The organism is Streptomyces sp. NPDC060031 (assembly GCF_042736805.1).
GTDB lineage: Bacteria > Actinomycetota > Actinomycetes > Streptomycetales > Streptomycetaceae > Streptomyces.
The window spans coordinates 64,410-86,493 of record NZ_JBHWVM010000003.1 but is presented as its reverse complement, the minus strand read 5'-3'; the positions used below and the strand labels follow the sequence as shown (position 1 = coordinate 86,493).

The window sequence follows — 22,084 nt, the reverse complement described above, 5'->3', positions numbered from 1 at the left end:
GGGTCTGACAGTGAGGATGTGCTCGGCATCGCTCGGGACCTGGCTCCGGGCGGCCGCCTCCCGGGTCGGGATCAGGGCTCGTCGGGTACGTGGATGTCGAGGACGCAGATGTCGTCCCGGTTCCCTGGCCGCAGCGCGGCCAAGGTCCTGGCGAGCGTCTCGTTCCCGCCCTCCCGTACGAGCCGCAGAGCCGTTTCGGCGAGGCGGTCGAGCCCTGCTTCGATGTCCTCGCCCGGCTCCTCCACGAGGCCGTCCGTGAAGAGCAGCAGGCGGTCCCCGGGCAGCAGGTCGATCACGGCCTGCCCGTACACGGGGTGGAAGGTGGCGCCGAGGAGGCAGCCCACGGGCTGTGGCAGGAACTCCGCCGTACCCCCGCGGATCAGCAAGGGCGGCAGATGCCCGGCCCGCACCCAGGTCAGGCGGCGGTCCCAGGGCTGGTAGCGCCCCATGACCATGGTGGCGGTGGCGCCGTCGGGGTCCGTCGCCGTATGGAGCAGGAGGGCGTTGAGCCTGCGCAGGACGTCGGGGAGGGGCGAGCCTGTGACGATCATGCCCTTGGTGGTGAAGCGGAGCTGGGCCATGGTGCCCACGGCGGCCAGACCGTGACCGGCGACGTCCCCGACGACGAACAGCGCGCTCTCGTCCGGCAGCTCGATCGCGGAATACCAGTCGCCTCCGACGTTCAGGCCGCTGTCGGCGGGGAGGTACGCGACGTCGACGCCCAGGCCCGCCAGTTCCAGGGACTGCTCGGGCATCGGCAGCAGGGCTTCCTGGAGCCGGACGGCGATCGCGCGTTCGGCCGTCAGCACGCCGCGCTGGACGAGGTTGGCGCGTTCGCTCTCGCGCAGAGCCAGTTCGGTGTCCCGCAGTGCGCTGAGGTCCTGGAAGAAGCCGTGCACCTCCAACGGGCTGCCGTCCACGTCCCGTTGCGCCTCCGCGACGATCCGCAGGTGCCGTACGCCGTGCTCGGTGGTGATGCGGAAGAACTGGTCGATGGCCGTGCCGTCGGCCAGCAGCCGTTGAACGGCCGAGCCCAGCCGGGGCAGGTCCTCCGCCAGCAGGTGCCGGGGCAGTTCCTCCAGCCGCATGGGTCCCAGCGCGGGGTCGCGGCCGAAGATGGCGTAGACCTGGTCGGACCAGGTGATGGTGTCCGTCACCAGGTTCCAGCTCGCCCAGCCGAGGTTGCCCAGCCTCTGCAGGTCGTCCAGCCTGCGGGTTTCCCGTTCGCTGGTATCGTGGCGGATCCAGGACACGACCAGTCGCTCCCCCAGCCGGGACGCCCGGACCGAGAACACGGACTGCTGTGGAACTCCGGCGGTCACTTCCTCGTAGACGAAGGGCTCTCCCTCGTAGACCTCCCCCATGGTCAGGGTGTCCAGGTACCCCTCCCACAGTGCCGTGCCCGCCACCGTCGGGTAGTTCTCCAGTATCCGTCGGCCGACCAGCTCCTTGCCGTGCCGCCCGGCCACGTCCAGCGACTCCGGCGACGCCGCGTCGATCCGGTAGTCCTCCACCTCACCCGTCGGGGAACGCAGCGGGGTCAGCAGGATCGCCGGTCCGGACAGGGCGTCGAAGACCGTCTGGATGGCGTCCACGTCGGCGTGGAGCGGGTCGTGTCCGTAGGGGCCCCGGTCCGCTCGCAGAGGCCCGCCGCACAGCCTGACGGCCCGCCTGAGCAGGGTCCGGGTACGGGCGTCGAAGAGACCCTGCCGGGTGCGGAAGAAGCCCACGACGGCGGTCACCGGCCCGTTGCCGGGTACGGGGAGCCAGGCGCGCGAGGGCCACCGCTCGGGTGGATCGCCGATCAGGAGGTACCGGGAGGCGTCCTGCTCCGGGTCTTCGAGCCACACCGCCTCCCGGGCCGCGATCGCCTCCATCGCGGCGACGCCGCTGAGCGGGGGTATGTGGCTCCACTGCTCGGCCATCGAGTCGCTGATACCGGCGTGCCCTGCCAGCTTCAGGCTCCCCGCGGTGGCCACGGTGTAGATCATTACCGCGTCGACGTCCTCCGGGTCGGCCAGCACCGCGTGCAGCAGCCGAGCGATCTCGTCCGGGGTACGGGCGGCGGCCAGGTCCTCGGCGAGGCGGGCGAGGAGCGTGCGGTGCCCGGCCGGACGGCCGCCGCCGGCTACGTAGCGGCTCGTGCTGAAGGGCGAGGCGCCCGGCTTCGGCGGCACGACGGGCGCTGTCTGCCCGGCAGCCTGCGGCCGTGGCGCCACGGGCTCCGCGCCGGTCCGGCCCAGGGTGATCCAGCACTGCTCCAGGAGGGTCCGCCGGTTCTGCTCGGCACGGTCGAGCAGCAGCCGGTACGCGGCGTCCGGGGTCACGCCCGCCTGGGCCATCACCACGCCCTTGGCGCGCTCCAGGACGGCCGTCACCGAGGCCACGCCTTCCAGCTCCACGACTTCGGCACGAAGTTTGGACACGACCTTGGCCAGTGCCAGCACCTCGGGTGCCGCCCCCGCACCGGCGTTGGGAAGCATGAAATCGCCCTCCATAAGACGAGCATGCCACGTTCAAGGTCGGGTGGAGCCGGTTCCGGTCAGGCGGCCCGGGCGCCGGTCCCGCTGGTCCGTCCGGGCGTGGCCACGTCCGGACTGTCGGCGACGGCCGTCGGGCTGCCCGCGCCCGCGCGGGCCCCTCGTAGACCCCTCCCCCAGGGCTGCCGCTGGGCCCGGAAGGGCGGCGGGAGCCGCGGCAGCTCGCACGGGCTGATCCGGGGCTCCCCTGCGACAATGCTGCTGAGGCGGACACGGACCCCTGGGGGTGTGGATGTCCTATGCAGCAGCGCCTGCCTCCGCGGAGGCGGCCATCCGGGCGTTCCTGCTCGACGCCGAACCCGGCATCGAGGTCGCCGGTGATGCGTCCACGGCCGAGAAGGCCCGCGCCCGCGGTCCCTCAAGCCCGACGTCGCGGTCCTCGCCAGGACGCGGGTACCGGCCGTTCCGCCCCCGACGTGGGCGGCGACGAGCACGTGACCTCCATGGGCTGAGCCCGTATGGGGCCGGTCGGTCCCCCAGGAGGCCATGTGGACCCTCGCGCGCCGCATCCCAGGAGGTGGACGCTGGAACGAGAACAAGCGCAGGACTGAAGCGCCCGCACAGACAGGATCCGACCGTGTCCGCACCACGCCTCGACACCAGCGCCGCCCGCGCCCTCATCGAGGACGCCGTCACCGCACCCTCCATGCACAACGCGCAGCCGTGGCACTTCGTGCTGCGGCCCGAGGACCGCACGATCGAGCTGCACGGCGACTTCGACCGTGCCATGCCGCACACCGACCCGGATCTGCGGGCCCTGCACCTCGGCTGCGCCGCAGCCCTGTTCAACCTCCGGGTGGCCGCGGCAGCGGACGGCCTGGAGACGGCCGTCGTGCTCCTGCCCGAGCGGGACAGGCCGTTGTACCTGGCGGAGGTGACGCTGCGCGACACCGCGGCCGCGGACCGCGACCTGGCGGCCCTCCACCCCGCCCTGCGGCGCCGCCACACCAGCCGCTTCCCCTTCACCGACGAGGAGATCCCACCCGCCGTACTGGACGGTTTGCACGCGGCGGCCCTCCGCGAAGGGGCCCGGCTGGTCCTGCCCGACGCCTGGCACACCGAGGCCGTACTGGACCTCGTACACGACTCCGAACACCGTGAGGCCCAGGACCCGGACGCACGGGAGGAAACCGCCCGGTGGACGCAGACCGACACGGCGGCCGACGGGCCGCGCGACGCGGGCATCCCCGCCTACGCGTTCGGGCCCCGCCAGAGGGGATCCCGTGCGCCGGTACGCGACTTCGGCAGTTGGCGCCCCGTTCCCGGGCGCGAGTCGGCCGTGTTCGAACAGCGCCCCCGCATCGCGCTGCTGGGTACCCGGGACGACACCCCGGCGGACTGGCTCCGAGCCGGCCAAGCGCTGCAACGGGTCCTGCTCCAGGCCACGTCGGACGGGCTCGTCGCCTCCATGACCTCGCAGCCCCTCGAGTGGCCCGAACTGCGCTGGGCCGTCCGCGACCCGGTCGCCACGATGGGCCACGTCCACATGGTCCTGCGCCTCGGCTACGGGCCGCAGGGCCCGGCCACACCCAGGCGCCCCGCGGCCGACGTGCTCGAGGTCCGGTAGCCACAGGTGGAACCAGTGCTTCAGCCGTTGGCCCCGGCCCCGGCCCCGGGGCAGCGCAGGGTGTCAGCGGTCACGGGGGCGCCTTCGGCTCTGTTGCGGTCGTAGGTGACGGTCTTGACCAGGGCGGGTTGCGTGCCGATGGTGACGTCGAAGGACTTGTCGTGGTTCGCGACGACCCGGAGCCGCGCGCCGGGCAACGCGGCCGCGAGGGTGGCCGCGTCCGCCTCCCGCCCGGGTGCGTGGGTGATGACCGGCGGACCCACGGGGCGTGCGGGCGGTGCGGACCGCGAGGTGTCGGTGACGTCGAAGCCGCTGCGGCGCAGTGCGGCGGCGACGGCGCCGTCGTCCACGCGGACCGCGATCCCCCCGGGGTTGGTCTCGGCCGGCGTTTCGGGGACGGGCTGGATGCGGGCGTCGCCCTTGAGGGGGCGGTCCGCGGCCAGGGCGTCCCACAGTGCGGCGGAGCGGGCCTCGTCCCACAGCAGGGTGGAGCCCACTTGGGGCACCCGGTGGTCGAAGACCCGGATGGGTACGGTGGCGAACTCGATGCGGTCGGGCCGGAGGTGGCCGAGGCTCCATCCGATGCGGATCAGGTCGCCCAGTCCGGTCCGCTCGTCTGTGCGTACGGACTTCAGCAGGGTGCGGGCAGTGCGGGCCGCGCTGATCGGGCTGGAGAGGGCGCCCTCGGAGGTGAGCCGGGCCAGCAGTTCGTTCACCATCCGCTGCTGGCGGCGGACGCGGCCGAGGTCTCCGGGGCGGTTGATGTGCCGGGCGCGGGCGTAGCGGAGCGCTCCGTTTCCGTCCAGGCGGTGGACACCGGCGTTGATGTCGAGACCGGAGCCGTCGTCCGTCAGCGGCTTGTCCGTGCACACGGTCGCGCCGCCGAGGTTGTTGACCGTCTGCTCGAAGCCGGTGAATCCGGTCTCCAGGTAGTGGTCGACGTGCAGGCCGGTGGCCTTCTCGACGGTCCGCACGCTCAGAGGGCCGGCGCCGATCGCGAACGCCCCGTTGATCTTTCCGAAGCGGGCGGGGCCGGGGACCGCGGGTGGGGAAGCCGCGTCGGCGTACTGGACGTAGGAGTCGCGCGGGATGGAGACGACGCTCGCGCGCCGCTGGTTCTCGGAGAGGTGCACGAGCATCATCACGTCGGTGCAGTTGCACCCCTTGCCACCCACGTGGAGGCGGAGCTTCTCGGCAGCCGAGAGGCCCGCGCGGCTGTCGATGCCGACGACCAGGATGTTCGTACCCCGGCCGCCTGGCGCCTCACGCTCGGCGGAGATGGCCTGCGAGCCTGCGACGGCGCCCCCGGCGAGGGTTGCCAGCAGCGTGAGAGCAACGGTGAGTCGACGCAACACACATCCCCGAAATGGTGCCATAACTGACAAACTGGGACATTACTGCTGCGGGGTGCGGGGGACGGTGCTACGCGCCGGGAGTCGCGGCCGTGTCTCCGTAGTGGGCGGCCAGATTGTCCTGGGCGGGCCGGTCGCGCCCGGCCGGCCCCTGCGCGAACGCCCGCAGGACGTTGGCGGTGACCGTACGGGTGAAGTGCCCGGCCCGTGCGTCCAGACCGTGACGGCCGTTGCGCCCGCCGGGTCCGCTCGCGTCGAGGGCCTCGACCCAGCGCATGGTGCCCGTCGCGAAGACCGCGGCCCCGCTCGGCAGGGACAGGTAGGCGGTGTCCGCGTACGAGTGACGGCCCTTGCAGACCACCGGCGAGTGCGCCAGGACCTCGACCGGCCGCGGTGTCGGATGGGCCGGGTTGACGCGGTCGAACTCGACCCCCACCAGGTGGGGGTAGGAATCGCCCGCCCTCGCCCCGGTGCCCGCGAGGAGCCAGTGATCGGGGTGGGAGACCACGTACGGGGCGTCGACGGGATAGCCGTCGTAGATCACGCCGAGCAGCGCGCTCTCGGGCTCGCGGGCGGGCGCCCGCCGGAAGTCGTTCGTGGGCGGCGCCCCTCGCTGGAACCCGGGGTCTTTGGCGTAGTCCCCCTTGTAGCAGACGACGATGCGGTCCGGCCCGACGGCGGAGGGTTCGAAGCGGATGCGCCGGTAGCAGCAGTTGGCGCCGAGCACGGCCAGGTTCGTCCCCGTATCGCGCGCCCGGGTCACGTGCCGGCGTTGCTCGGGGCTCCAGTACTCGTCGTGGCCCAGGGAGACCACGGCGGCCGCCCCGCGCAGGAACTCCGGATCGCGGGCCACGTCCACCCCGGTGGCGTAGGCCAGCGGGAGACCCATCCGCTCGGCCAGCGCGATCAGGGGCGCCTCGAAGGGGAGGAACTGACCGGCGCCCTGCCTGCCCGAGTAGGGGCGGTCGAAGGAGACCCGCAGCGATCTCGACCCGCTCTTGCCCGTCGCACCCCTGTAGAGGTCCGCGCCGCCCCACCGGTTGTAGGCCTGCCAGGTGGCCACCGAGTTGACCACGACCGTACGCCCCACGGCCGAGGAGGACCGGACGGTGACCGGTACGTACCGCTGGGCGTGGCCGTCCCGGGTGTCCAGGCGCAGGAGGTAGCTGCCTTCCGGCCAGCCGGAGGTGTCCACCTGCGCCGTCGGCTGCCATGCGGTGTGCGCCATGCGCGTCTCGGGGTCGAGCCGGGCCGATGGCTGGAGGACGCCCGGCAGGGGGGCCGACCGCCACACCAGACGGGCCCGGGCCCCGCCGTACCAGCCCATCCGGTACGCGGAGACGGTGTAGGACACGGCCGTCGTCGACACCCGCAACACGAACGACTCGCCGGAGCGCGTGCTGACCCGCTCGGCGAATCCTTCGACGGCCCGGGCCGGGCCGCGCCGGGTGATCCGCCAGTCAGGGGAGCCGGGCCGTGCGTTCTCCGCCCGCACGTCGAGCCCGTCGCCCGGGGGCGTGGCGCGTACGGCGTCCTGCAGCCCGGAGCCGGCACGGGCGACGGCGGCCGCCGTTCCGCCCGGCCACGGTGCGATCGCGGCGGCGGCGAGCCCCAGGATCGCTCTGCGCCCGGGCCCCTTCCCGGATTCCCCGGCGCCGCTCGCAACTCCTGCCTGCTCCACCACATCACCCCGCAAGCCGAATCGTCTGAACCCTGTTCTAGCCCATCGACAGCCGGCTCCCCCGCAGGCCGTCGGTCCGGGTGTCGACCAGGACGAAGACGACGGCGCCCCGAGGTCTGCGCCTTCGGGGCGCCCGCGATGCGATGATCCTTCGGGAATCTGAGATCTGGGGGGCACATGGCCAAGATGCACGCGGACGAAGCGGAGACCGACGCCGAACTGGTCCGGCGGCTGCTGCGCGCCCAGTTCCCCCGGTGGGCGGACCTGCCGGTCACCCGGCTCGCCTCCGGAGGCACGGTCAACGCCATCTACCGGCTCGGCGAGGACCTGACCGTCCGGCTGCCGCTGCGCCCCGGCGGCGCCGAGGCCATCGCGATGGAGGCACGGCGGCTCCCCCGGCTGGCGCCGTCGCTGCCGCTGCCGATCCCGGAGGTAGTGGCGACCGGCGCCCCGGGCGAGGGGTACGACTTCGCCTGGGCGGTGCACCGTTGGATCGAAGGCCGCAACCCGTCCGAGGGTGACCTGGCCGAGCCCGAGCTCGTGGCCCGTGACCTCGCGGAGTTCGCGGTAGCCTTCCGCAAGATCGATCTCCCCGGCGGTCCGCCCGCGCACCGGGGCGCGCCGCTGATCGCCGAAGACCGGGAGATGCGGGCGGCGATCGAGGCGTTGCGCCGTACCGACGAACCCTTCGACGCCGACGAGATCACCGCGGCCTGGGAGGAAGCGCTCGCGGCGCCCCTGTGGACGGGCCCGGCCTGCTGGACGCACTCCGACCTCATGCCGAGCAATCTGCTGCTCGCCGGGGACCGCGTCTCGGCAGTCATCGACTTCGGCACCGTGGGCATGGGCGAGCCGGCCACCGACCTCATCCCGGCCTGGAACCTGCTGCCCGCCCCGGCGCGGCGGGTGTACCGCGAGGCGGTGGACGTCGACGACGCGACCTGGGCCCGCAGCCGCGGCTGGGCGTTGTCCATGGCGGTCATCCAACTGCCGTACTACCGGGCGACCAATCCGATCATTTCCGCCAACGCGCGGCACGTCATCCGCGAGGTCCTCGGGACGGGAAGGGGCTCGCTCAGCGGGACAAGGTGGTGACGAGCCCCATCTCATAGGCGGTGATCACGAGTTGAACCCGGTCCCGGGCGCCCAGCTTGGCGAACAGCCGTGAGACGTGCGACTTGGCGGTGGCCACCGTGATGAAGAGTTCCTCCGCGATCTCGGTGTTCGATTGGCCACGCCCGATCAGGGTCAGGACTTCCCGTTCCCGCTCGGTGATGCCCTCGACCGGCCGTGGGGACCGCCCCGGAGCAGCTCCGGGGCCTGCGGGGCGCTCGACGAAGTCCGCGATCAGACGACGTGTCACCCCCGGCGCGAGCAGTGCGTCGCCGGCGGCGACCACCCGGATCGCCGCGAGGATGTCGTCCAGCGCCATGTCCTTGACCGCGAAGCCGCTCGCGCCGGCGCGGAGCGCGCCGTAGACGTGGTCGTCCTCGTCGAAGGTGGTCAGGACGAGGACCCGGGTCGTTTCCGTACCGGCGGTGATCTGGCGGGTGGCCTCGATCCCGTCCATGCCGGGCATCCGGATGTCCATCACCACGACGTCGGGGCTGACCTCCCTGACCAGTTGGACCGCCTCGGCCCCGGTGCCGGCTTCACCGACGACCTCCAGGTCGGGGTGTTCGGCCATGATCATGCGCAGGCCGGACCGCACCAGCGGCTGGTCGTCGGCGAGCACGACACGTACGGGACCGTCGCTCATCGGGCGTCCACCGGAACTCCGACGGGTGCGGGAAGCGGCAGCGGCAGCCGCGCCGTCACCCGGAAGCCGCCGCCCTCGGGACGCGGTCCGGCGCTGAGGTGGCCGTGCAGCAGGCTGACCCGCTCGCGCATGCCCACGATGCCGAAGCCGTGGGCCGATCCGTTGCCGGTGGCACCGCGCCCCTCGTCGACGATCTCCACCGACAACTCCTCGTCCCCGTAGTCGATGGCCACCCGACAGCGCCCGGTGCCCGCGTGGCGGACCACGTTGGTCAGCGACTCCTGCACGATACGGTAGGCGGAAAGGTCGATCTCGGCCGGCAGAGGGCGTTGCTCACCACTGAGGCGCACGTCGACGCGCACCCCCGCGTCGGCGGTGGCTGCCGCGAGCCGTTCGATGTCCGCCAGACCCGGCGAGGGCACGAGGGGTGCCTGCCCCGAAGCCCCTGAGGCCCCTGAGGCTCCCGTGGCCGCCTCGTCCAGATCGGCCTGACGGAGTGCCACCAGGGTGCGCCGAAGGCCCGACAGGGTCTCTCTGCTGGTGGCCTCGATGGCTCGCAGTGCCTCGCGGGCCGCCTCTGGCCGTGTCTGGATGACCCGGCTCCCCGCCCCGGCCTGGATGGCGATGATGCCGATGCTGTGCGCGACCATGTCGTGCAACTCCCGCGCGATCCGCAGCCGTTCGGCGGTCACCGCCTCGGCCACCTCCTGCGAGCGCAGCACCACCGCGTGCTCGCGGCGCTCGCGGCTCAGCAGTCCGACCGTGGCGGACGCGGCCATCGCCAAGAGGGAGATCACGACGTTGACGGTCAGATTGTCCCCGTGCGCGAAACCACCGATGACCAAGAGCTGCACGGTGAAAGATGCGGCCGCGGCGAGGAGAGACGCTCGCCGCGTGCAGGTGGCGACGATGAAACCCAGGACGAGGTCCACCGCCAGATACGACAGGAACTGGCCCTGATACGACACCGAAAGGCTCTCGTGGACGGAGCTGGGAGTGCCCACCACCACGGCAGTGGACCCGAAGAGCGTCATGGCCAGAGCCAGTAGCGGCATCCGCCGTAGCACGCCCACGAGCAGGCTCACAGCCAGCAGTGACCCGATCGCGTGGACCGTCCCCGAGGCCCGCGGCGCACCCCCCACCAGCAGACCCGGCACGAAGAGGTACAGGACGCCTCCCCCGCAGGCCATGGCCTTGGCCTTCGTTCTCGTCATCGGCGGTGTGCCCCTTCGCGGGCGGGGTCGCGTTGCGCAACGGGGCGCGCGGGCAAGGGGATGGGCGGTGTGGTGTCCATGCCGCGAGACTAACCAGCCGCTGCCGGCGCGGCATCGGTCCGTGGGCGTACGCCCACGGGCCAACCCGGCGGCCCGGTTGCCGCCCACGGCCCGATGCCGGAATGGGGGCCTCCCGGCAGGGTTGCGCTTGTGATCGAAGTCAACGAACTCACCAAGCGCTACGGCGGCAAGACCGCCGTCGACCATCTGTCCTTCACCGTGCGACCGGGCCAGGTGACCGGATTCCTGGGCCCCAACGGAGCCGGCAAGACCACCACCCTGCGGATGATCCTCGGCCTGGAGGCGCCCACCGGCGGCGCCGCCACCGTCAGCGGTGTCCCCTTCCACAGCCATCCGCGCGGACTGCGGCACGTCGGCGCCCTCCTCGACGCCAACTAGGTCCACGGCGGACGCAGCGCCGTGGCCCACCTGTCGGCCCTCGCCCGCAGCAACGGCATCTCGCGGCGTCGGGTGGACGAAGTACTGCAGGAGGTGGGGCTGGCCGAGGCCGCGACCCGCCGCATCGGCGGATTCTCGCTCGGCATGAAGCAGCGGCTCGGGATCGCCACCGCGCTGCTCGGCGACCCGCCCGTGCTGATGTTCGACGAGCCGGTCAACGGCATGGACCCGGAGGGCGTGCTCTGGATGCGCCACCTCTTCAGGCGCCTGGCCGCCGAGGGGCGCACCGTCTTCCTCTCCAGCCACCTGATGTCGGAGATGGAGAACACCGCGGACCAGCTCGTCGTCATCGGCCGGGGCCGGCTCATCGCCGCCGAGTCGGTACGGGACTTCGCGGCCCGCAGCACCCGCCTCAGCGTCGTGGTGGGAACGCGGCAGGCCGCCGAGCTGTCGGCGGTACTGACCGCCGCAGGGGCGTCGGTCGAGCCGGAGGGCTCGGGGGGCGCCGAGAAGATCGCCGTGACCGGGCTGCCCGCGGACCGGATCGGAGCACTCGCCCTCGAGAACGGGATCTTGCTGAACGAGCTCACCACCCGGACCGCCTCCCTGGAGGACGCGTTCATGGAACTCACCGCCGACAGCGTCGAATACACGGCAGGACAGCACCGATGACCACACTCCCCTCCGTCACCCGGCCCCCCTCGGCCACACCCGTCGCCGAGCCGCCGGCCCGCTTCCGTGACCTGCTCGCCTCCGAGTGGATCAAAATGCGGTCCCTGCGCTCCACGCCGTGGACGCTCGCCTTCACCGCACTGTTCGTCATCGGATCCTCGGCGGTGGCGTCACTGGCCGACCTCAACAACCTCGGGCGATCCCGCCCGGACGCCCTGCAGACCCCCGAGTTCCTGTGCTTCGACGCCTATCCGGCGGCCGGCTACATGACGCTGATGCTCCTCGCCGGCAGCATCGGGGCCGTCACGATCGTCAGCGAGTACAGCAGCGGGCTGATCCGCACCACCACCGTGGCCGTTCCCGCCCGCCACCCTGTCGTGCTGGCCAAGGCAGGCGTCGTCGCGGCGGTCTGGACGGTCGTCGGCGCGATCATCTCCACCGGTGCCTTCCTCGTCTCCCAGGCCATCCTCAGCGAGCGGCACGCCGGGGTCCCGCTCACCCACCCCGGTGTGGCCCGCGCCATGGTGGCGTCCGCGCTGGTGGCCCCGGTCTGCGCACTGGTCGGCCTGGGGCTCGGTGTGCTCATCAGGCACACCGCGGCCGCCATCGTCGCCACTCTCTTCACCCTGCTGATGCTGCCGACGCTCTTCTCGCAGTCCAAGCAGTGGTCCGCCGATGTCCACCACATGATGGTGGTCGGCGCCTGGAAGCGCCTGGTCCAGAGCTGGGGGGAAATCCCCGGCGGTAGTCCGGTCCGCGACGCCACCGTCTCCGGCTCGTGGTGCGCGTACGCACTCTGGCCGCTGATCGCGATCGCCCTCGCAGTGGTCGTCGTGCGCCGCCGCGACGTGTGAACGTACCTCCAGGGCGCGCCCGAACGGATCCGCCGGGGCCATCCGGTGGGTTCGCGCCCGACACACAGCGCCCGCCCCGCGGCGCGCTCCCCGGGTTCCTATGCGACCGCGCCCGGGGACGGCGCCGACTTCCAGAACGGGCTGGTGGTCGACGGGCGGCGGCGGATCGTGGTGTCAGGCTCGTCCGACCTGGGCCCGGCGGGCGGCGGAGGGCGGTGGCGGCTCCAGCGCTTCACCCCGGACGGCGCGGTGGACCGCTCCTTCGGTCACCGGGGCACGGTGCTGACGCAGATGTCCGGGGTCGGGGGCGATGACGAGCACCTCTGGCGGATCGCCCTGCAACCGGACGGCAAGATCGTCGCCGTGGGGTACGCCGTCACCGCGACGGGCGGGGAAGACTTCGCGCTGGCCCGGTATCTGCCGGACGGCCGCCTGGACCCGTCTTTCGGCACCGGTGGCCGGGTGTTCACCGCGCTCGCGCCGGGTGCGGGCGACGATGAGGCGCAGGCGGTGCAGGTGCTGGGCAACGGCCGGATCGTCGTGGCCGGGTTCGCGGGCACCGGCGCCGACAGCTCGGGCCGCGATCTGGCACTGGCCCGGTACCTGCCCGACGGCCGGCTGGACCCGAGCTTCGGCTCCGGAGGGCTGGTGGTCCGTGATGTCGCCGGCGGGCGGGACCAGTTCAAGGCGATGACCCTGGACCGGCGCGGCCGCATCGTGGCGGTGGGGTCCGCCGACCTCGGGGCCGGGGCGGGTGGCACCAGCTTCGCGGTCGCCCGCTATCGGGCGGACGGCAGGCCCGACGCCTTCGGCTAGTGCTGTGGCCGGGCGGCCGCCCCGCAGGACGGCAGGTCGTGACCCGTACGAAGGAGCAGCGGGGCGAAGCCGGGGGCGGCAGCGAGTGTGGCGGTCAGCCGTCCGCGCCGGGCTCCAGGCGCGCAGCGGCCCGCGCCGCGTCATCGGCGGCCTTGCGCGCCGCCCGCGCGACCCGGCCGGCTTCACGGTGGCGGCGCTCCGCGGCCCCCGCCTCCGCGCGTCCCCGGCGGCGTTCCTCCTTCACTCACGCGAGTCGGCGCTCCAGGTCGGTGATCTGCTCGTCCAGCGCGTCGAGCGGCTCCCGGCTCCGGGCGAGCTCCTCGTCGGCCATACGCAGCTGATCCTCCGCCTCCGCCGCTTCCCGACCCGCCGTTTCCGCCGCCGCCCGGGCCCGCTTGGCCTCGGGCGCCGCCGGGTGATTGGCGGAGGGCGGCTGGGGTGAGTGGGGCGGGTGGGCGTCGGGGGCGATGTCGAGGCCGGTGAATCCGGTCGGCGCGGGCGGGGCCTTGGACAGCGTGCCGCGGGCCCACTCCGCGGCGGCCTCGGGGTCCGCGAGCACGGTGTGAAGGATCTGCTCCACCTCCCGCTGGACGGCCTCCGACACGGGGTGGCCCGCCTCACCGGCCAGGCGGCGGGCCTGGCGGGCCATCGCCGCGATCACCCCGTGCTGACGGTGCGACAACTCGCGCAGTTCCTCCCCCGCCAGCGTGCGGTGCGCCGTGCGCAACGCCTCGCCCAGCCGCAGCAGCTCCTCGGCCTGGGACGGCTCCGCCCTGACCAGCAGGTTCGAGGACCAGGCCGCCACCGTCGGCTTCCGCAGGCCCGTGATCCGCTTCACCACCGACGCGTCACCCTCCTTACGGGCCCGGGCGGCCGACTCCTCACGAGCAGCCGTGAACTCCGCCGGCAGCAACCCGTACAACTCCCACGTCACCGCGTCCACATCGATCACGGTCACCACTGTCCGCCACCGGAAGGACAGCACACCGCACCACGCTGACCGACACACCGAAGCCCGACGGATCCCTCCTCCGGCCACCTCGGACGAGCCGTGCACGTGGGCTACTCCACGGTGAGGTCGTCGACGTAGACGGCGCTGGTGCCGGTGGCGCCGGCGGCCGGGACGAAGTCGACCCCGATCTTCCGCACATCGTGCAGCTCGGCGACCTTGGACAGATCCAGCGTGAGCGTCGCGCCCTCCGGGTGGCGTACTTCAGGAGCGGTTCGCGGCCCCCGCCCAGGCCGATGTCGGCCTTGAGGGACTTGGCCCCGCGAGCGGCCCATTCGCCGACCGTCCAGGGGCCCTCGGTCGTGTTGCCGGAAGCCCAGCCCTGGGCGCCGGGCTCGAAACCGGCGAGCTCCACACCCGACCGCTCCGTGCGCCGGGTCGGGTCGATCCCCCCGCGGTTGACCACCCACGGGTCGTTCATGAGCCCGCTGCCGTGCAGGTTGCCGTTGCGGTCCGGGCTCCACGGGCTGTCCCACGTCAGGAAGCAGGTGGTCTCCGGGAAGCGGGTGTGCAGGGCCTCCGTCCACTTCGCGTAGTCGAAGCCGGGGTCCGGTAGTCCTTGCCGGGGGCGTTGGGCGGGCCGATCTCGGTGAACGCGAACGGCTGGCCCAGCCGGACCAGTTCGTCTTAACCCTGGGCTGCCATCGGGTCCGAGATGTAGCAGTCCAGTCCGACGACGTCCACGTACGAGGACCCGGGATAGAAGCCCGCGCCGTCGTACAGCCCGGCGGCGACCTTGTCCAGGGTCGAGTGCCAGGCCTTGCCGGCAGGGGTGGCGGGGTTGGTGAGGTCGGAGAAGTCGGCGAGCGGAACGTTCATCGAGCCGCCGCCGGGATTCGGTGCGTGCACGCTCACCGAGGGCAGGCTCCCCTTGCTCCAGGCTTCCTTGAGGTAGCCGTTGCAGTAGGTGCTGACCGTGGTCGAGCCCTTGCCGTTCACCCAGCCGTCGGCGTAGTCGCAGGCGACGATCGCCGGGTACTGCCCCGGCGGGGACGACCGAGTGCGCCGCCGCGGGGATTTCGAGTCCCGGCGTGATCGCCAGGATGCATGCACCCAGGGCGGCGGCGAGAGCGGTTGTCCTACGGCGTATGTGCACAGAGCACCTTCGAGAAACACACGGAGGGTGGAGCGAACGGTCCGGACGCTACCAGCCGGCCCTCACCTCCGGCCGGGGCTGGGCGGGCTACGGCTCGGCCTGTTGGAGCAGCTCCGGTGTGCGGGGTGCGAGCCCGCTCGTAGCGTGGGTGGGGCACCTTCCCGGGAACCGGGAGGGACCACGGGTGACCAGGGAAAGAGACCTCGCCATGACAGACACCGACGCGATCGCCGAAATGACCTCCGAGGACGCCGCCGGGGTGGTCGGTCTGGGCGTGAGCGGGGTCGCCGGGTACGCCCGCCCGGCCCCGCGTGACGTGGACAAGGAACGGGAGGCACGCGCGGGCGTGCTCGGCATCGCGGACAATTCCGAGAACTCCACCGGAGTGGCCGGCTTCGGTGCGGTCGGCGTGGCCGGGCGCGGTTCCGAATGCGGGGTGCGCGGCCGGAGCGAGGCGACCGGGGTGCGCGGCGAGACCCTCTTCGGCGAAGGGGTCCTCGGGGAGGCGCGGGCCACCGGTGTCGGGGTGATCGGGATGAGCAAGGACGGCAACGGCATCCGGGCGCAGAGCGAGACCGACGCCGGGATCGCCTGCAGCTCTTTTGCGGAGGTGGGCGGCCGCTTCTCTTCCGTGGAGGCCGCGCAGATCGAGCTCGCCCCCCATCCGGCCGACACCCGGTTCGGGGACGCCGCCCCGCGGCTGCCCGGGGCGGGCCGGCTCGGGCAGCTCATCACCCTGAGCGATGCCGACGGGGCGTGCCGGCTCTACCTGTGTGTGGGGGCCCCGGAGGGAGCCACCGCCAAGTGGGCCCCGGTGCAGTTGGGAGACGCCGTGGACGGGCGGCCCTCATGAGGAGCGCCCGTCCGGTGGGGCCCGGCGGGCACGGGGGCGGGGGCCGGAACCCGTACGGGGGCGGTGCTTCGAACGGGCGTTTCGCCGCCCGGACGGACGGCGTGGCGAGTGTCGGTCCGCCCGGCGGCGCCGGTGGGTGGGGTTGAGTGGCGGGGCCGTCCCTACTCCCGAGGAGCCGCCATGGCTGTCCAGGAACGTCTTCCCGCCGGCACCATCCTGCTGTCCGACTCCCAAGCGTTCGGCTGCGCCGGTGCGGTGTTCCGCGTCGACCCGGTGACCGGTGAGCACAGGACGCTCTCCAGCGCCGGCGACCTCCAGGGAGCGACCGGGATCGCCATCGAGGCGGCCGGCAGTGTCCTGGTGAGCAAGGACCGGTTCTTCCCCGGTACCGGCGTACTGCTCCGGCTGCCCGCAGGGACGGGGACGCAGACGGAGGTGAGCTCCGGCGGGAAGTTCACCTCCCCGGGCGACGTGGCCGTGGAGGCCGACGGCCACATCCTGGTCGTCGACGGCTTCGCCGCCGGTTCCGGCGCCGTGATCCGCATCCACCCCGCCACCGGTGACCAGGTCGTCCTGTCGCTGGGCGACGGCGTCGGCGATCCCCCGCCGAGGCCCGTGGGCCTGTGCGTGGCTCCGGACGGCACGGTGCTCGTCGTCGAGCAGGCCATGGCGGGCGGGGCGGACCTTTCGGCCCGGGTGGTGCGCATCGACCCGGTCAGCGGCGCCCGTACGACGGTGACCTCCGGCGGTGAGTTGCGCAGCCCGATCGGAGTGGCGGTCGACGGCGGCGGCAGCATCCTCGTGGCCGATGCCAACGCCTTCCCGGGCTTCGGTGGTGGAGTGATCAAGGTGGATCCGGTGAGCGGGGCCCAGACCACCGTGGCCTCCGGCGGCGCGTTCGTCGCCCCGCAGGCGCTGGCGATCGAGGCGGACGGCAGCATCCTGATCACGGACAACGAGGCGTTGAACGGTGTGGGCACCCTGTTTCGGGTGAACCCCACGACCGGCGCGCAGCAAGTGCTCGCCTCGGGCGGGGACTTCAAACGCCTCACCGGGGTGGCGGTCGTACCGGCGACCTGAGGCGGGTCAGCCTGGGCAGTGACGCGGTGGTGGGATGCACAAGGAGAACGGCAAGGCCGACTTCTACCACCAGGGCCTGACCGGCGGCATCTACAACCCCGCCTCCGGACGCTGCATCGACGCCGGCAACATGAACGGCGGCACCCAGTTCTACCTCCGGGACTGCAACCGCAGCAACCCCCAGCGCTGGACCGCCCCCGGCACCACATGCCGGGGGCGGACTGCTGCCCTACGCGTCCCGGCCGGCTTCCCGAGCCGTACGCTCCAGCCGGTTTCGGTACTCCTCCCACCAGGCCGCATCGCCCGGCACCATGCTGTCGTTGCCCTTGTTCATCCCCACGGCGCCGTCCATGAGCTCGCGGACGATATCGGCGTGCCCTGCGTGCCGGTGCGTATCCGCGATGACGCGCACCACGGCATGATGCAACGTCACCTCGTCCTTGCCGCTCGGCCACCACGGCACCGTGCCGATCGTGTCCAGAGCCAGGGCCTCGATCGTCGCGTCCGCGTGCGCCCACGCCCGGCGGTAGAGTTCCACGATCTGTTTCCGGGACTCGTCGGCGGTGGCCCACATGTCCGCGTTGGGCTCAGCCCCGTCCGCGAGCCAGGGCAGCGGTTCGCCGGACGGGCGTCCGAAGGTGTCGCCGAGGTAGCCCAACTCCACGCCGGCCACGTGTTTCACCAGGCCCAGGAGGTTGGTGCCGGTGGGCGTCAGCGGGCGCCGCACGTCGTATTCCGAGAGCCCTTCGAGCTTCCACAGGAGGGCATCGCGGGCGGACTGCAGATAAAAGTGAAGATCAGCTTTGGGATCCGATGCGGTCATGGGGCCAGTCTGCCGCCCGCTCGAACGCCTCGGCCCCGCCCTTAACCCTTTCCGATCACTTCCTTAAGCGGAACCTAAGACTCACTTCCCCCGCCCCGAAACGAACAAATGTCCGTTCCGGGGCGGCTAGCGTGCTGCCTCACCCCAACCCCCGGCAATGCAGAGGCAGGCACGCGATGGGCAGCACCACCAGTCACCGGCGCAGGGCGAGTACGAAGACGAAGGCCGCGGGCGCGGTCGCGGTGGCGGCGGTGATCGCGGGCGCGGCGTTCGCCTTCACGGGCACCGCGCAGGCCACGTCCGTGGGAGCGGTGTACACGAAGGCCAGCTCCTGGACCGGCGGCTACACCGGCCAGTACGTGATCACCAACAACACCACGCAGGCGCAGTCGGATTGGACCCTCGAATTCGACCTGCCGGCCGGCACGAAGATCGACTCCCTGTGGAACGGCACCCACACGGCCAACGGGCAGCACGTCACCGTCAAGCCGGCGGCATGGAACAAGGAACTGGCGCCCGGCGCCTCGGTCACGGTCGGCTTCGTGGCGAGCGGGACCGGCAGCCCCGGCAACCCGACGGCCTGTCGCATCAACGGGTCCAAGTGCTCGGCGGAACAAGGCGCGACGCCCCCGCCCGGCGGCCGCCCCACCGTCACCCCCACGGCGGCGCCGAGCACCGGCGCTCCCACCTCCGCACCCACGCCCACCGCACAGCCGACCCGGACCGCGTCCCCTTCCGCCTCCGCTTCGGCCACCGCCACACCGCCGCCGGGGACCGGCGCCCCGGCGGGCACGGCGCGTTTCGCCCCGTACGTGGACACCTCCCTGTACCCCGCCTACGACCTGGCCGACACCGCGGACAAGACCGGCGTGAAGGAGTTCCACCTCGCCTTCGTCACCTCCGGCGGCGGCTGCACCCCGATGTGGGGCGGCGTCACCGACCTCGCGAGCGACAAGGTCGCCGCGCAGATCGGGGCCCTGCGGGCGAAGGGCGGCGACGTACGGGTCTCGTTCGGCGGAGCAGCGGGGCGCGAGCTGGCCCTGAACTGCGCGACCGCGGACCAACTGGCCGCCGCGTACGGCAAGGTCGTCGACCAGTACCGGCTCACGAAAGTCGACTTCGACATCGAGGGTGCGGCGCTGCCCGACAGCGCGGCCAACACGCGCCGCGCGCAGGCCGTAGCGGCGCTGCAGAAGTCGCACCCGGGCCTGGACGTGGCGTTCACCCTCCCGGTGATGCCGGAGGGCCTCACCCAGCCGGGCGTGGCCCTGCTGGCCGACGCGAAGCGGGCGGGGGTGCGGGTCGACGGCGTCAACATCATGGCGATGGACTACGGGCCCTCGTACGGCGGCGACATGGGCCAGTACGCGATCCAGGCGGCGACGGCCACGCAAGCGCAGATCAAGGGGGTGCTCGGGCTCTCCGACACGGCCGCCTGGAAGGCGGTCGCCGTCACACCGATGATCGGCGTGAACGACGTCGCGAGCGAGACCTTCACCGTCGCCGACGCGTCCCAGCTCGTGGACTTCGCGAAGTCGAAGGGGATCGGCCGGCTGGCGATGTGGTCCGCGGCCCGCGACCGGCAGTGCCCGGCGGGCGCGGTGAATTACGCCGACCCGACGTGCAGTTCCGTCCTCCAGCAGCCCCTGGCTTTCACCAAAGCCTTCGCCTCCCTCCGTTAGTGCCCGCTTCGTCAGCGTCGAGGTGACGAGGTGACGAGGCGTCGAAAGGTGCGGGCCGGGCCGCCCAGCGGGTGGTCCGGCCCAGGCGTCGCGGGGACGCAGCAGAAGGAGGGGGACACGGCCAGGGCAAAGAGGATGACCCACTCCTTGCCACTTACAACTTATAGCGCGCTGGGGGGCTTGCGGCAAGGCTCCCACGGCGGGGCAGAATCGCGGACCGAGGTCCAGACCCCGCAGACATGGGAGATTCACGAAGTGCGAGTGTTGTTGGCCGATGACATGAACCACCTGACCACCACCAGCGCGTTCGAACTGCCCGACCACCTCTCCCCCAAGGCCGACCCGGCGCTGGTCGACGGCGACGAGCGGCACTTCGCGGCCGTCGCGGAGAGCCTCGAGCAGGCGATCGCCGAAGTCTCCGACCGCCTCGAGGCCGAGCGCAGGGCTCCCGGCGGCATCGGCCGGGAGGCGATGGACCGGGACGCGGAGATCCACCGGCTGACCGGCCGGCTGCGCGCCCTGCGCCGTTTCGGTTTGGACCTGTGCCTGGGACACATCGTCAGTGCGGAGGATCCCGAGCCCGTGTACGTCGGACGCCTCGGCCTCACCGACAGCACGGGGCGCCGGCTGCTCATCGACTGGCGCTCCCCCGCGGCCGAGCCGTTCTTCGCGGCGACCCACGCCAACCCGATGGGTCTGGCGAGCCGCCGCCGGTACCGCTGGACCCGCGGCCGGATCAGCGACTACTGGGACGAGGTCTTCACCGCCGACGGGCTCGAAGGACACGCCGCGCTGGACGACCAGTCCGCGTTCATCGCGAGCCTCGGCGGCAACCGGTCGGCCCGGATGCGCGACGTGCTCGCCACCATCCAGGCCGACCAGGACGCCGTGATCCGGGCGGGATCCCGTGGCGCTCTCGTCGTCGACGGCGGTCCGGGTACGGGCAAGACCGTCGTCGCTCTGCACCGCGCCGCGCACCTCCTCTACTCCGACCCTCGCCTCGGCCACCGTCGGGGCGGCGTGCTGTTCGTCGGTCCGCACCAGCCGTACCTGGCCTACGTCGCCGATGTCCTGCCCAGCCTGGGCGAGGAGGGCGTGCAGACCTGCACCGTGCGGGACCTCGTCGCCGAGGGAGCCGCGGCGGCGATCGAGACCGACCCGGGTGTGGCCCTCCTGAAGTCGTCCGCGGACCTGGTGAAGGCGATCGAGGCGGCCGTGCGCATCTACGAGGAGCCGCCCACCCGGGGGATGACGGTGTCGACCCACTGGTCCGACATCTGGCTGAGCGCCGATGACTGGGCGGCGGCGTTCGAAGCGGTGGAACCGGGCACCCCGCACAACGAGGCGCGCGACCATATCCGTGAGGAGCTGCTCACGATCCTGATGGACAAGGACGACAGCGACGCCTCCCCCGAACTGCTGCGCAGGTCGCTGATGCAGGACCGGGAACTCATCGGGACCCTCAACCGTGCGTGGCCGATGGTCGAGCCGAGTGACCTCGTCGGAGATCTGTGGTCGGTGCCGGCCTACCTGCGCAAGTGCGCTCCCTGGCTCGCCCCCGAAGACGTACGCAAGCTGCAGCGCGAGGACGCCCAGGCCTGGACGGTGTCCGACCTGCCGCTCCTGGACGCGGCCCGGCAGCGGCTCGGCGACCCGGAGGCGTCGGCGCGCAAGCGTCGCCGCGAGGCCTCGGTCGCCGCCGAGCGTGCGCGCAGGGCCGACGTCATCGACGGCCTGCTGGAGGCCGACGACGACGGTGAAGGCGCGGTGACGATGCTGCGGGGACGGGACCTGCAGGACACCCTGATCGACGAGGGCGCACTGCCCGCCGCCGAACCGGATCTGCTCGCCGGCCCGTTCGCTCACATCGTCGTGGACGAGGCCCAGGAACTGACCGACGCCGAATGGCAGATGCTGCTGCTGCGCTGCCCGTCGCGCAGCTTCACCATCGTCGGGGACCGCGCGCAGGCCAGGCACGGATTCACCGAGACGTGGCAGGAACGGCTCAAGCGGGTCGGGCTCGACCGGATCAACGTGTCCTCCCTGAGCGTCAACTACCGCACGCCGCAGGAGGTCATGAGCGAAGCCGAGCTGGTCATCCGCGCCGCGCTCCCGGACGCCAACGTGCCGGCCTCCATCCGCAGCAGCGGCGTCCCCGTCGTACACGGAGCCGTTTCGGAGCTGGACTCGGTCCTCGACACCTGGCTCGCCGCGCATGCCGACGGGATCGCCTGCGTCATCGGCACTGGTGACATCGGTACTGGTGACACCGGCGAGGGCGCGTTCCGCACGACGTCCCGCGTGCGGTCGCTGACCCCGGAGCTCTCGAAGGGGCTGGAGTTCGACCTGGTCGTCCTCCTCGACCCGCAGGCGTACGGAGAGGGCATCGCAGGTGCGGTGGACCGCTACGTCGCGATGACCCGGGCGACCCGGCAACTCGTCATCCTCACGAGCCCGTCGTGATCGGTAGCACCGACCCCAGCCACTCGCCCCGCGTCGCGGCTCCTCGGCGTCTAGGGCGAGAGCGGGGGCCGGAGTCCCCCATCCGCATCCCCACCGGGTGAAGCACGCGGGAGCGCCCCGTCGGACGTGGGTCCGACGGGGCCCTTCGCGGGAGGGGGGGCGAC

At 72.4% G+C, this 22,084-nt stretch carries 17 protein-coding genes and 2 pseudogenes; 9 read left to right on the top strand and 10 right to left on the bottom strand.

The window, feature by feature from the left end; all coding sequences use genetic code 11:
* Window positions 1-71: 71 nt before the first annotated feature.
* Complete coding sequence (locus ACFWB8_RS02090; RefSeq protein WP_385221112.1) at window positions 72-2,483, bottom strand: SpoIIE family protein phosphatase; 2,412 nt, start codon at window positions 2,481-2,483, stop codon at window positions 72-74.
* 634 nt (window positions 2,484-3,117) lie between these two features.
* Between ACFWB8_RS02090 and ACFWB8_RS02085 the strand changes: the two genes are divergently transcribed.
* On the top strand, window positions 3,118-4,107 hold the full coding sequence (locus ACFWB8_RS02085; RefSeq protein ID WP_385221109.1) for an Acg family FMN-binding oxidoreductase: 990 nt from the start codon (window positions 3,118-3,120) through the stop codon (window positions 4,105-4,107).
* 20 nt (window positions 4,108-4,127) lie between these two features.
* Here the strand turns inward: ACFWB8_RS02085 and ACFWB8_RS02080 are convergent, their stop codons facing one another.
* Both ACFWB8_RS02080 and ACFWB8_RS02075 read right to left on the bottom strand, forming a co-directional pair.
* On the bottom strand, window positions 4,128-5,459 hold the full coding sequence (locus tag ACFWB8_RS02080) for an LCP family protein (protein ID WP_385221106.1): 1,332 nt from the start codon (window positions 5,457-5,459) through the stop codon (window positions 4,128-4,130).
* Window positions 5,460-5,529: 70 nt separating this feature from the next.
* Window positions 5,530-7,140, bottom strand: coding sequence for a N,N-dimethylformamidase beta subunit family domain-containing protein (locus ACFWB8_RS02075; protein ID WP_385221103.1), 1,611 nt, complete (start codon window positions 7,138-7,140; stop codon window positions 5,530-5,532).
* A 186-nt stretch (window positions 7,141-7,326) separates the two neighbouring features.
* Here ACFWB8_RS02075 and ACFWB8_RS02070 point away from each other — a divergent pair, with 186 nt between their 5' ends.
* Window positions 7,327-8,235: an aminoglycoside phosphotransferase family protein gene (locus tag ACFWB8_RS02070; protein WP_385221297.1), complete on the top strand. Its 909-nt coding sequence runs from the start codon at window positions 7,327-7,329 to the stop codon at window positions 8,233-8,235.
* On the opposite strand, the gene ACFWB8_RS02065 is transcribed toward ACFWB8_RS02070, so the two are convergent.
* Complete coding sequence (locus ACFWB8_RS02065; protein WP_385221100.1) at window positions 8,216-8,899, bottom strand: response regulator; 684 nt, start codon at window positions 8,897-8,899, stop codon at window positions 8,216-8,218. The genes ACFWB8_RS02070 and ACFWB8_RS02065 overlap by 20 nt on opposite strands.
* Window positions 8,896-10,113, bottom strand: a complete 1,218-nt coding sequence (locus ACFWB8_RS02060; RefSeq protein ID WP_385221097.1) for a sensor histidine kinase — start codon at window positions 10,111-10,113, stop codon at window positions 8,896-8,898. The genes ACFWB8_RS02065 and ACFWB8_RS02060 overlap by 4 nt, the downstream gene beginning before the upstream one ends.
* A gap of 210 nt (window positions 10,114-10,323) precedes the next feature.
* On the opposite strand from ACFWB8_RS02060, the pseudogene ACFWB8_RS02055 reads away from it, so the two are divergent.
* From ACFWB8_RS02055 to ACFWB8_RS02045, 3 genes and pseudogenes are all read left to right on the top strand, one after another.
* Window positions 10,324-11,244: pseudogene (locus ACFWB8_RS02055) on the top strand (ABC transporter ATP-binding protein).
* The gene (locus tag ACFWB8_RS02050) at window positions 11,241-12,098 is read left to right on the top strand and encodes an ABC transporter permease subunit (RefSeq protein ID WP_385221094.1); all 858 of its coding nucleotides are present in this window, start codon (window positions 11,241-11,243) and stop codon (window positions 12,096-12,098) included. The pseudogene ACFWB8_RS02055 and the gene ACFWB8_RS02050 overlap by 4 nt, the downstream one beginning before the upstream one ends.
* Before the next feature lie 45 nt (window positions 12,099-12,143).
* Window positions 12,144-12,914, top strand: coding sequence for a delta-60 repeat domain-containing protein (locus ACFWB8_RS02045; protein WP_385221091.1), 771 nt, complete (start codon window positions 12,144-12,146; stop codon window positions 12,912-12,914).
* Between the two features lie 94 nt (window positions 12,915-13,008).
* Here the strand turns inward: ACFWB8_RS02045 and ACFWB8_RS02040 are convergent, their stop codons facing one another.
* The 4 genes and pseudogenes from ACFWB8_RS02040 to ACFWB8_RS02025 all read right to left on the bottom strand — a co-directional run bounded on the left by ACFWB8_RS02040 (window position 13,009) and on the right by ACFWB8_RS02025 (window position 14,976).
* Complete coding sequence (locus tag ACFWB8_RS02040; RefSeq protein ID WP_385221089.1) at window positions 13,009-13,158, bottom strand: hypothetical protein; 150 nt, start codon at window positions 13,156-13,158, stop codon at window positions 13,009-13,011.
* Window positions 13,159-13,866 carry a hypothetical protein gene (locus ACFWB8_RS02035; RefSeq protein WP_385221086.1) on the bottom strand — a complete coding sequence of 236 codons (708 nt, stop codon included), beginning with the start codon at window positions 13,864-13,866 and terminating at the stop codon, window positions 13,159-13,161. It lies immediately after the preceding gene.
* Window positions 13,867-13,976: 110 nt separating this feature from the next.
* A pseudogene (locus ACFWB8_RS02030) lies at window positions 13,977-14,344 on the bottom strand (hypothetical protein).
* A gap of 206 nt (window positions 14,345-14,550) precedes the next feature.
* Complete coding sequence (locus ACFWB8_RS02025; RefSeq protein WP_385221083.1) at window positions 14,551-14,976, bottom strand: glycosyl hydrolase; 426 nt, start codon at window positions 14,974-14,976, stop codon at window positions 14,551-14,553.
* Between the two features lie 251 nt (window positions 14,977-15,227).
* On the opposite strand from ACFWB8_RS02025, the gene ACFWB8_RS02020 reads away from it, so the two are divergent.
* The gene (locus ACFWB8_RS02020; protein WP_385221079.1) at window positions 15,228-15,872 is read left to right on the top strand and encodes a PE-PGRS family protein; all 645 of its coding nucleotides are present in this window, start codon (window positions 15,228-15,230) and stop codon (window positions 15,870-15,872) included.
* A gap of 180 nt (window positions 15,873-16,052) precedes the next feature.
* Window positions 16,053-16,952 (top strand): hypothetical protein, encoded by a 900-nt coding sequence (locus ACFWB8_RS02015; protein ID WP_385221076.1) that lies wholly within the window; start codon window positions 16,053-16,055, stop codon window positions 16,950-16,952.
* Window positions 16,953-17,181: 229 nt separating this feature from the next.
* On the opposite strand, the gene ACFWB8_RS02010 is transcribed toward ACFWB8_RS02015, so the two are convergent.
* A complete protein-coding gene (locus ACFWB8_RS02010; RefSeq protein ID WP_385221073.1) occupies window positions 17,182-17,775 on the bottom strand; it encodes a DinB family protein in 594 nt (197 codons plus the stop codon).
* Between the two features lie 176 nt (window positions 17,776-17,951).
* On the opposite strand from ACFWB8_RS02010, the gene ACFWB8_RS02005 reads away from it, so the two are divergent.
* Window positions 17,952-19,457, top strand: coding sequence for a cellulose binding domain-containing protein (locus tag ACFWB8_RS02005; protein ID WP_385221070.1), 1,506 nt, complete (start codon window positions 17,952-17,954; stop codon window positions 19,455-19,457).
* 279 nt (window positions 19,458-19,736) lie between these two features.
* Window positions 19,737-21,920, top strand: a complete 2,184-nt coding sequence (gene helR, locus ACFWB8_RS02000) for an RNA polymerase recycling motor ATPase HelR (protein ID WP_385221067.1) — start codon at window positions 19,737-19,739, stop codon at window positions 21,918-21,920.
* Window positions 21,921-22,084: the final 164 nt, after the last annotated feature.

Bases quoted from the DNA above. Each gene is read 5' to 3' on its own strand.
- ACFWB8_RS02050 (WP_385221094.1), top strand. From the start codon at position 11,241: ATGACCACACTCCCCTCCGTCACCCGGCCCCCCTCGGCCACACCCGTC.
- ACFWB8_RS02010 (WP_385221073.1), bottom strand. From the start codon at position 17,775: ATGACCGCATCGGATCCCAAAGCTGATCTTCACTTTTATCTGCAGTCC.
- ACFWB8_RS02065 (WP_385221100.1), bottom strand. From the start codon at position 8,899: ATGAGCGACGGTCCCGTACGTGTCGTGCTCGCCGACGACCAGCCGCTG.
- ACFWB8_RS02070 (WP_385221297.1), top strand. From the start codon at position 7,327: ATGCACGCGGACGAAGCGGAGACCGACGCCGAACTGGTCCGGCGGCTG.
- ACFWB8_RS02060 (WP_385221097.1), bottom strand. From the start codon at position 10,113: ATGACGAGAACGAAGGCCAAGGCCATGGCCTGCGGGGGAGGCGTCCTG.
- ACFWB8_RS02005 (WP_385221070.1), top strand. From the start codon at position 17,952: ATGGGCAGCACCACCAGTCACCGGCGCAGGGCGAGTACGAAGACGAAG.
- ACFWB8_RS02015 (WP_385221076.1), top strand. From the start codon at position 16,053: ATGGCTGTCCAGGAACGTCTTCCCGCCGGCACCATCCTGCTGTCCGAC.
- helR (WP_385221067.1), top strand. From the start codon at position 19,737: ATGAACCACCTGACCACCACCAGCGCGTTCGAACTGCCCGACCACCTC.
- ACFWB8_RS02090 (WP_385221112.1), bottom strand. From the start codon at position 2,483: ATGCTTCCCAACGCCGGTGCGGGGGCGGCACCCGAGGTGCTGGCACTG.
- ACFWB8_RS02020 (WP_385221079.1), top strand. From the start codon at position 15,228: ATGACAGACACCGACGCGATCGCCGAAATGACCTCCGAGGACGCCGCC.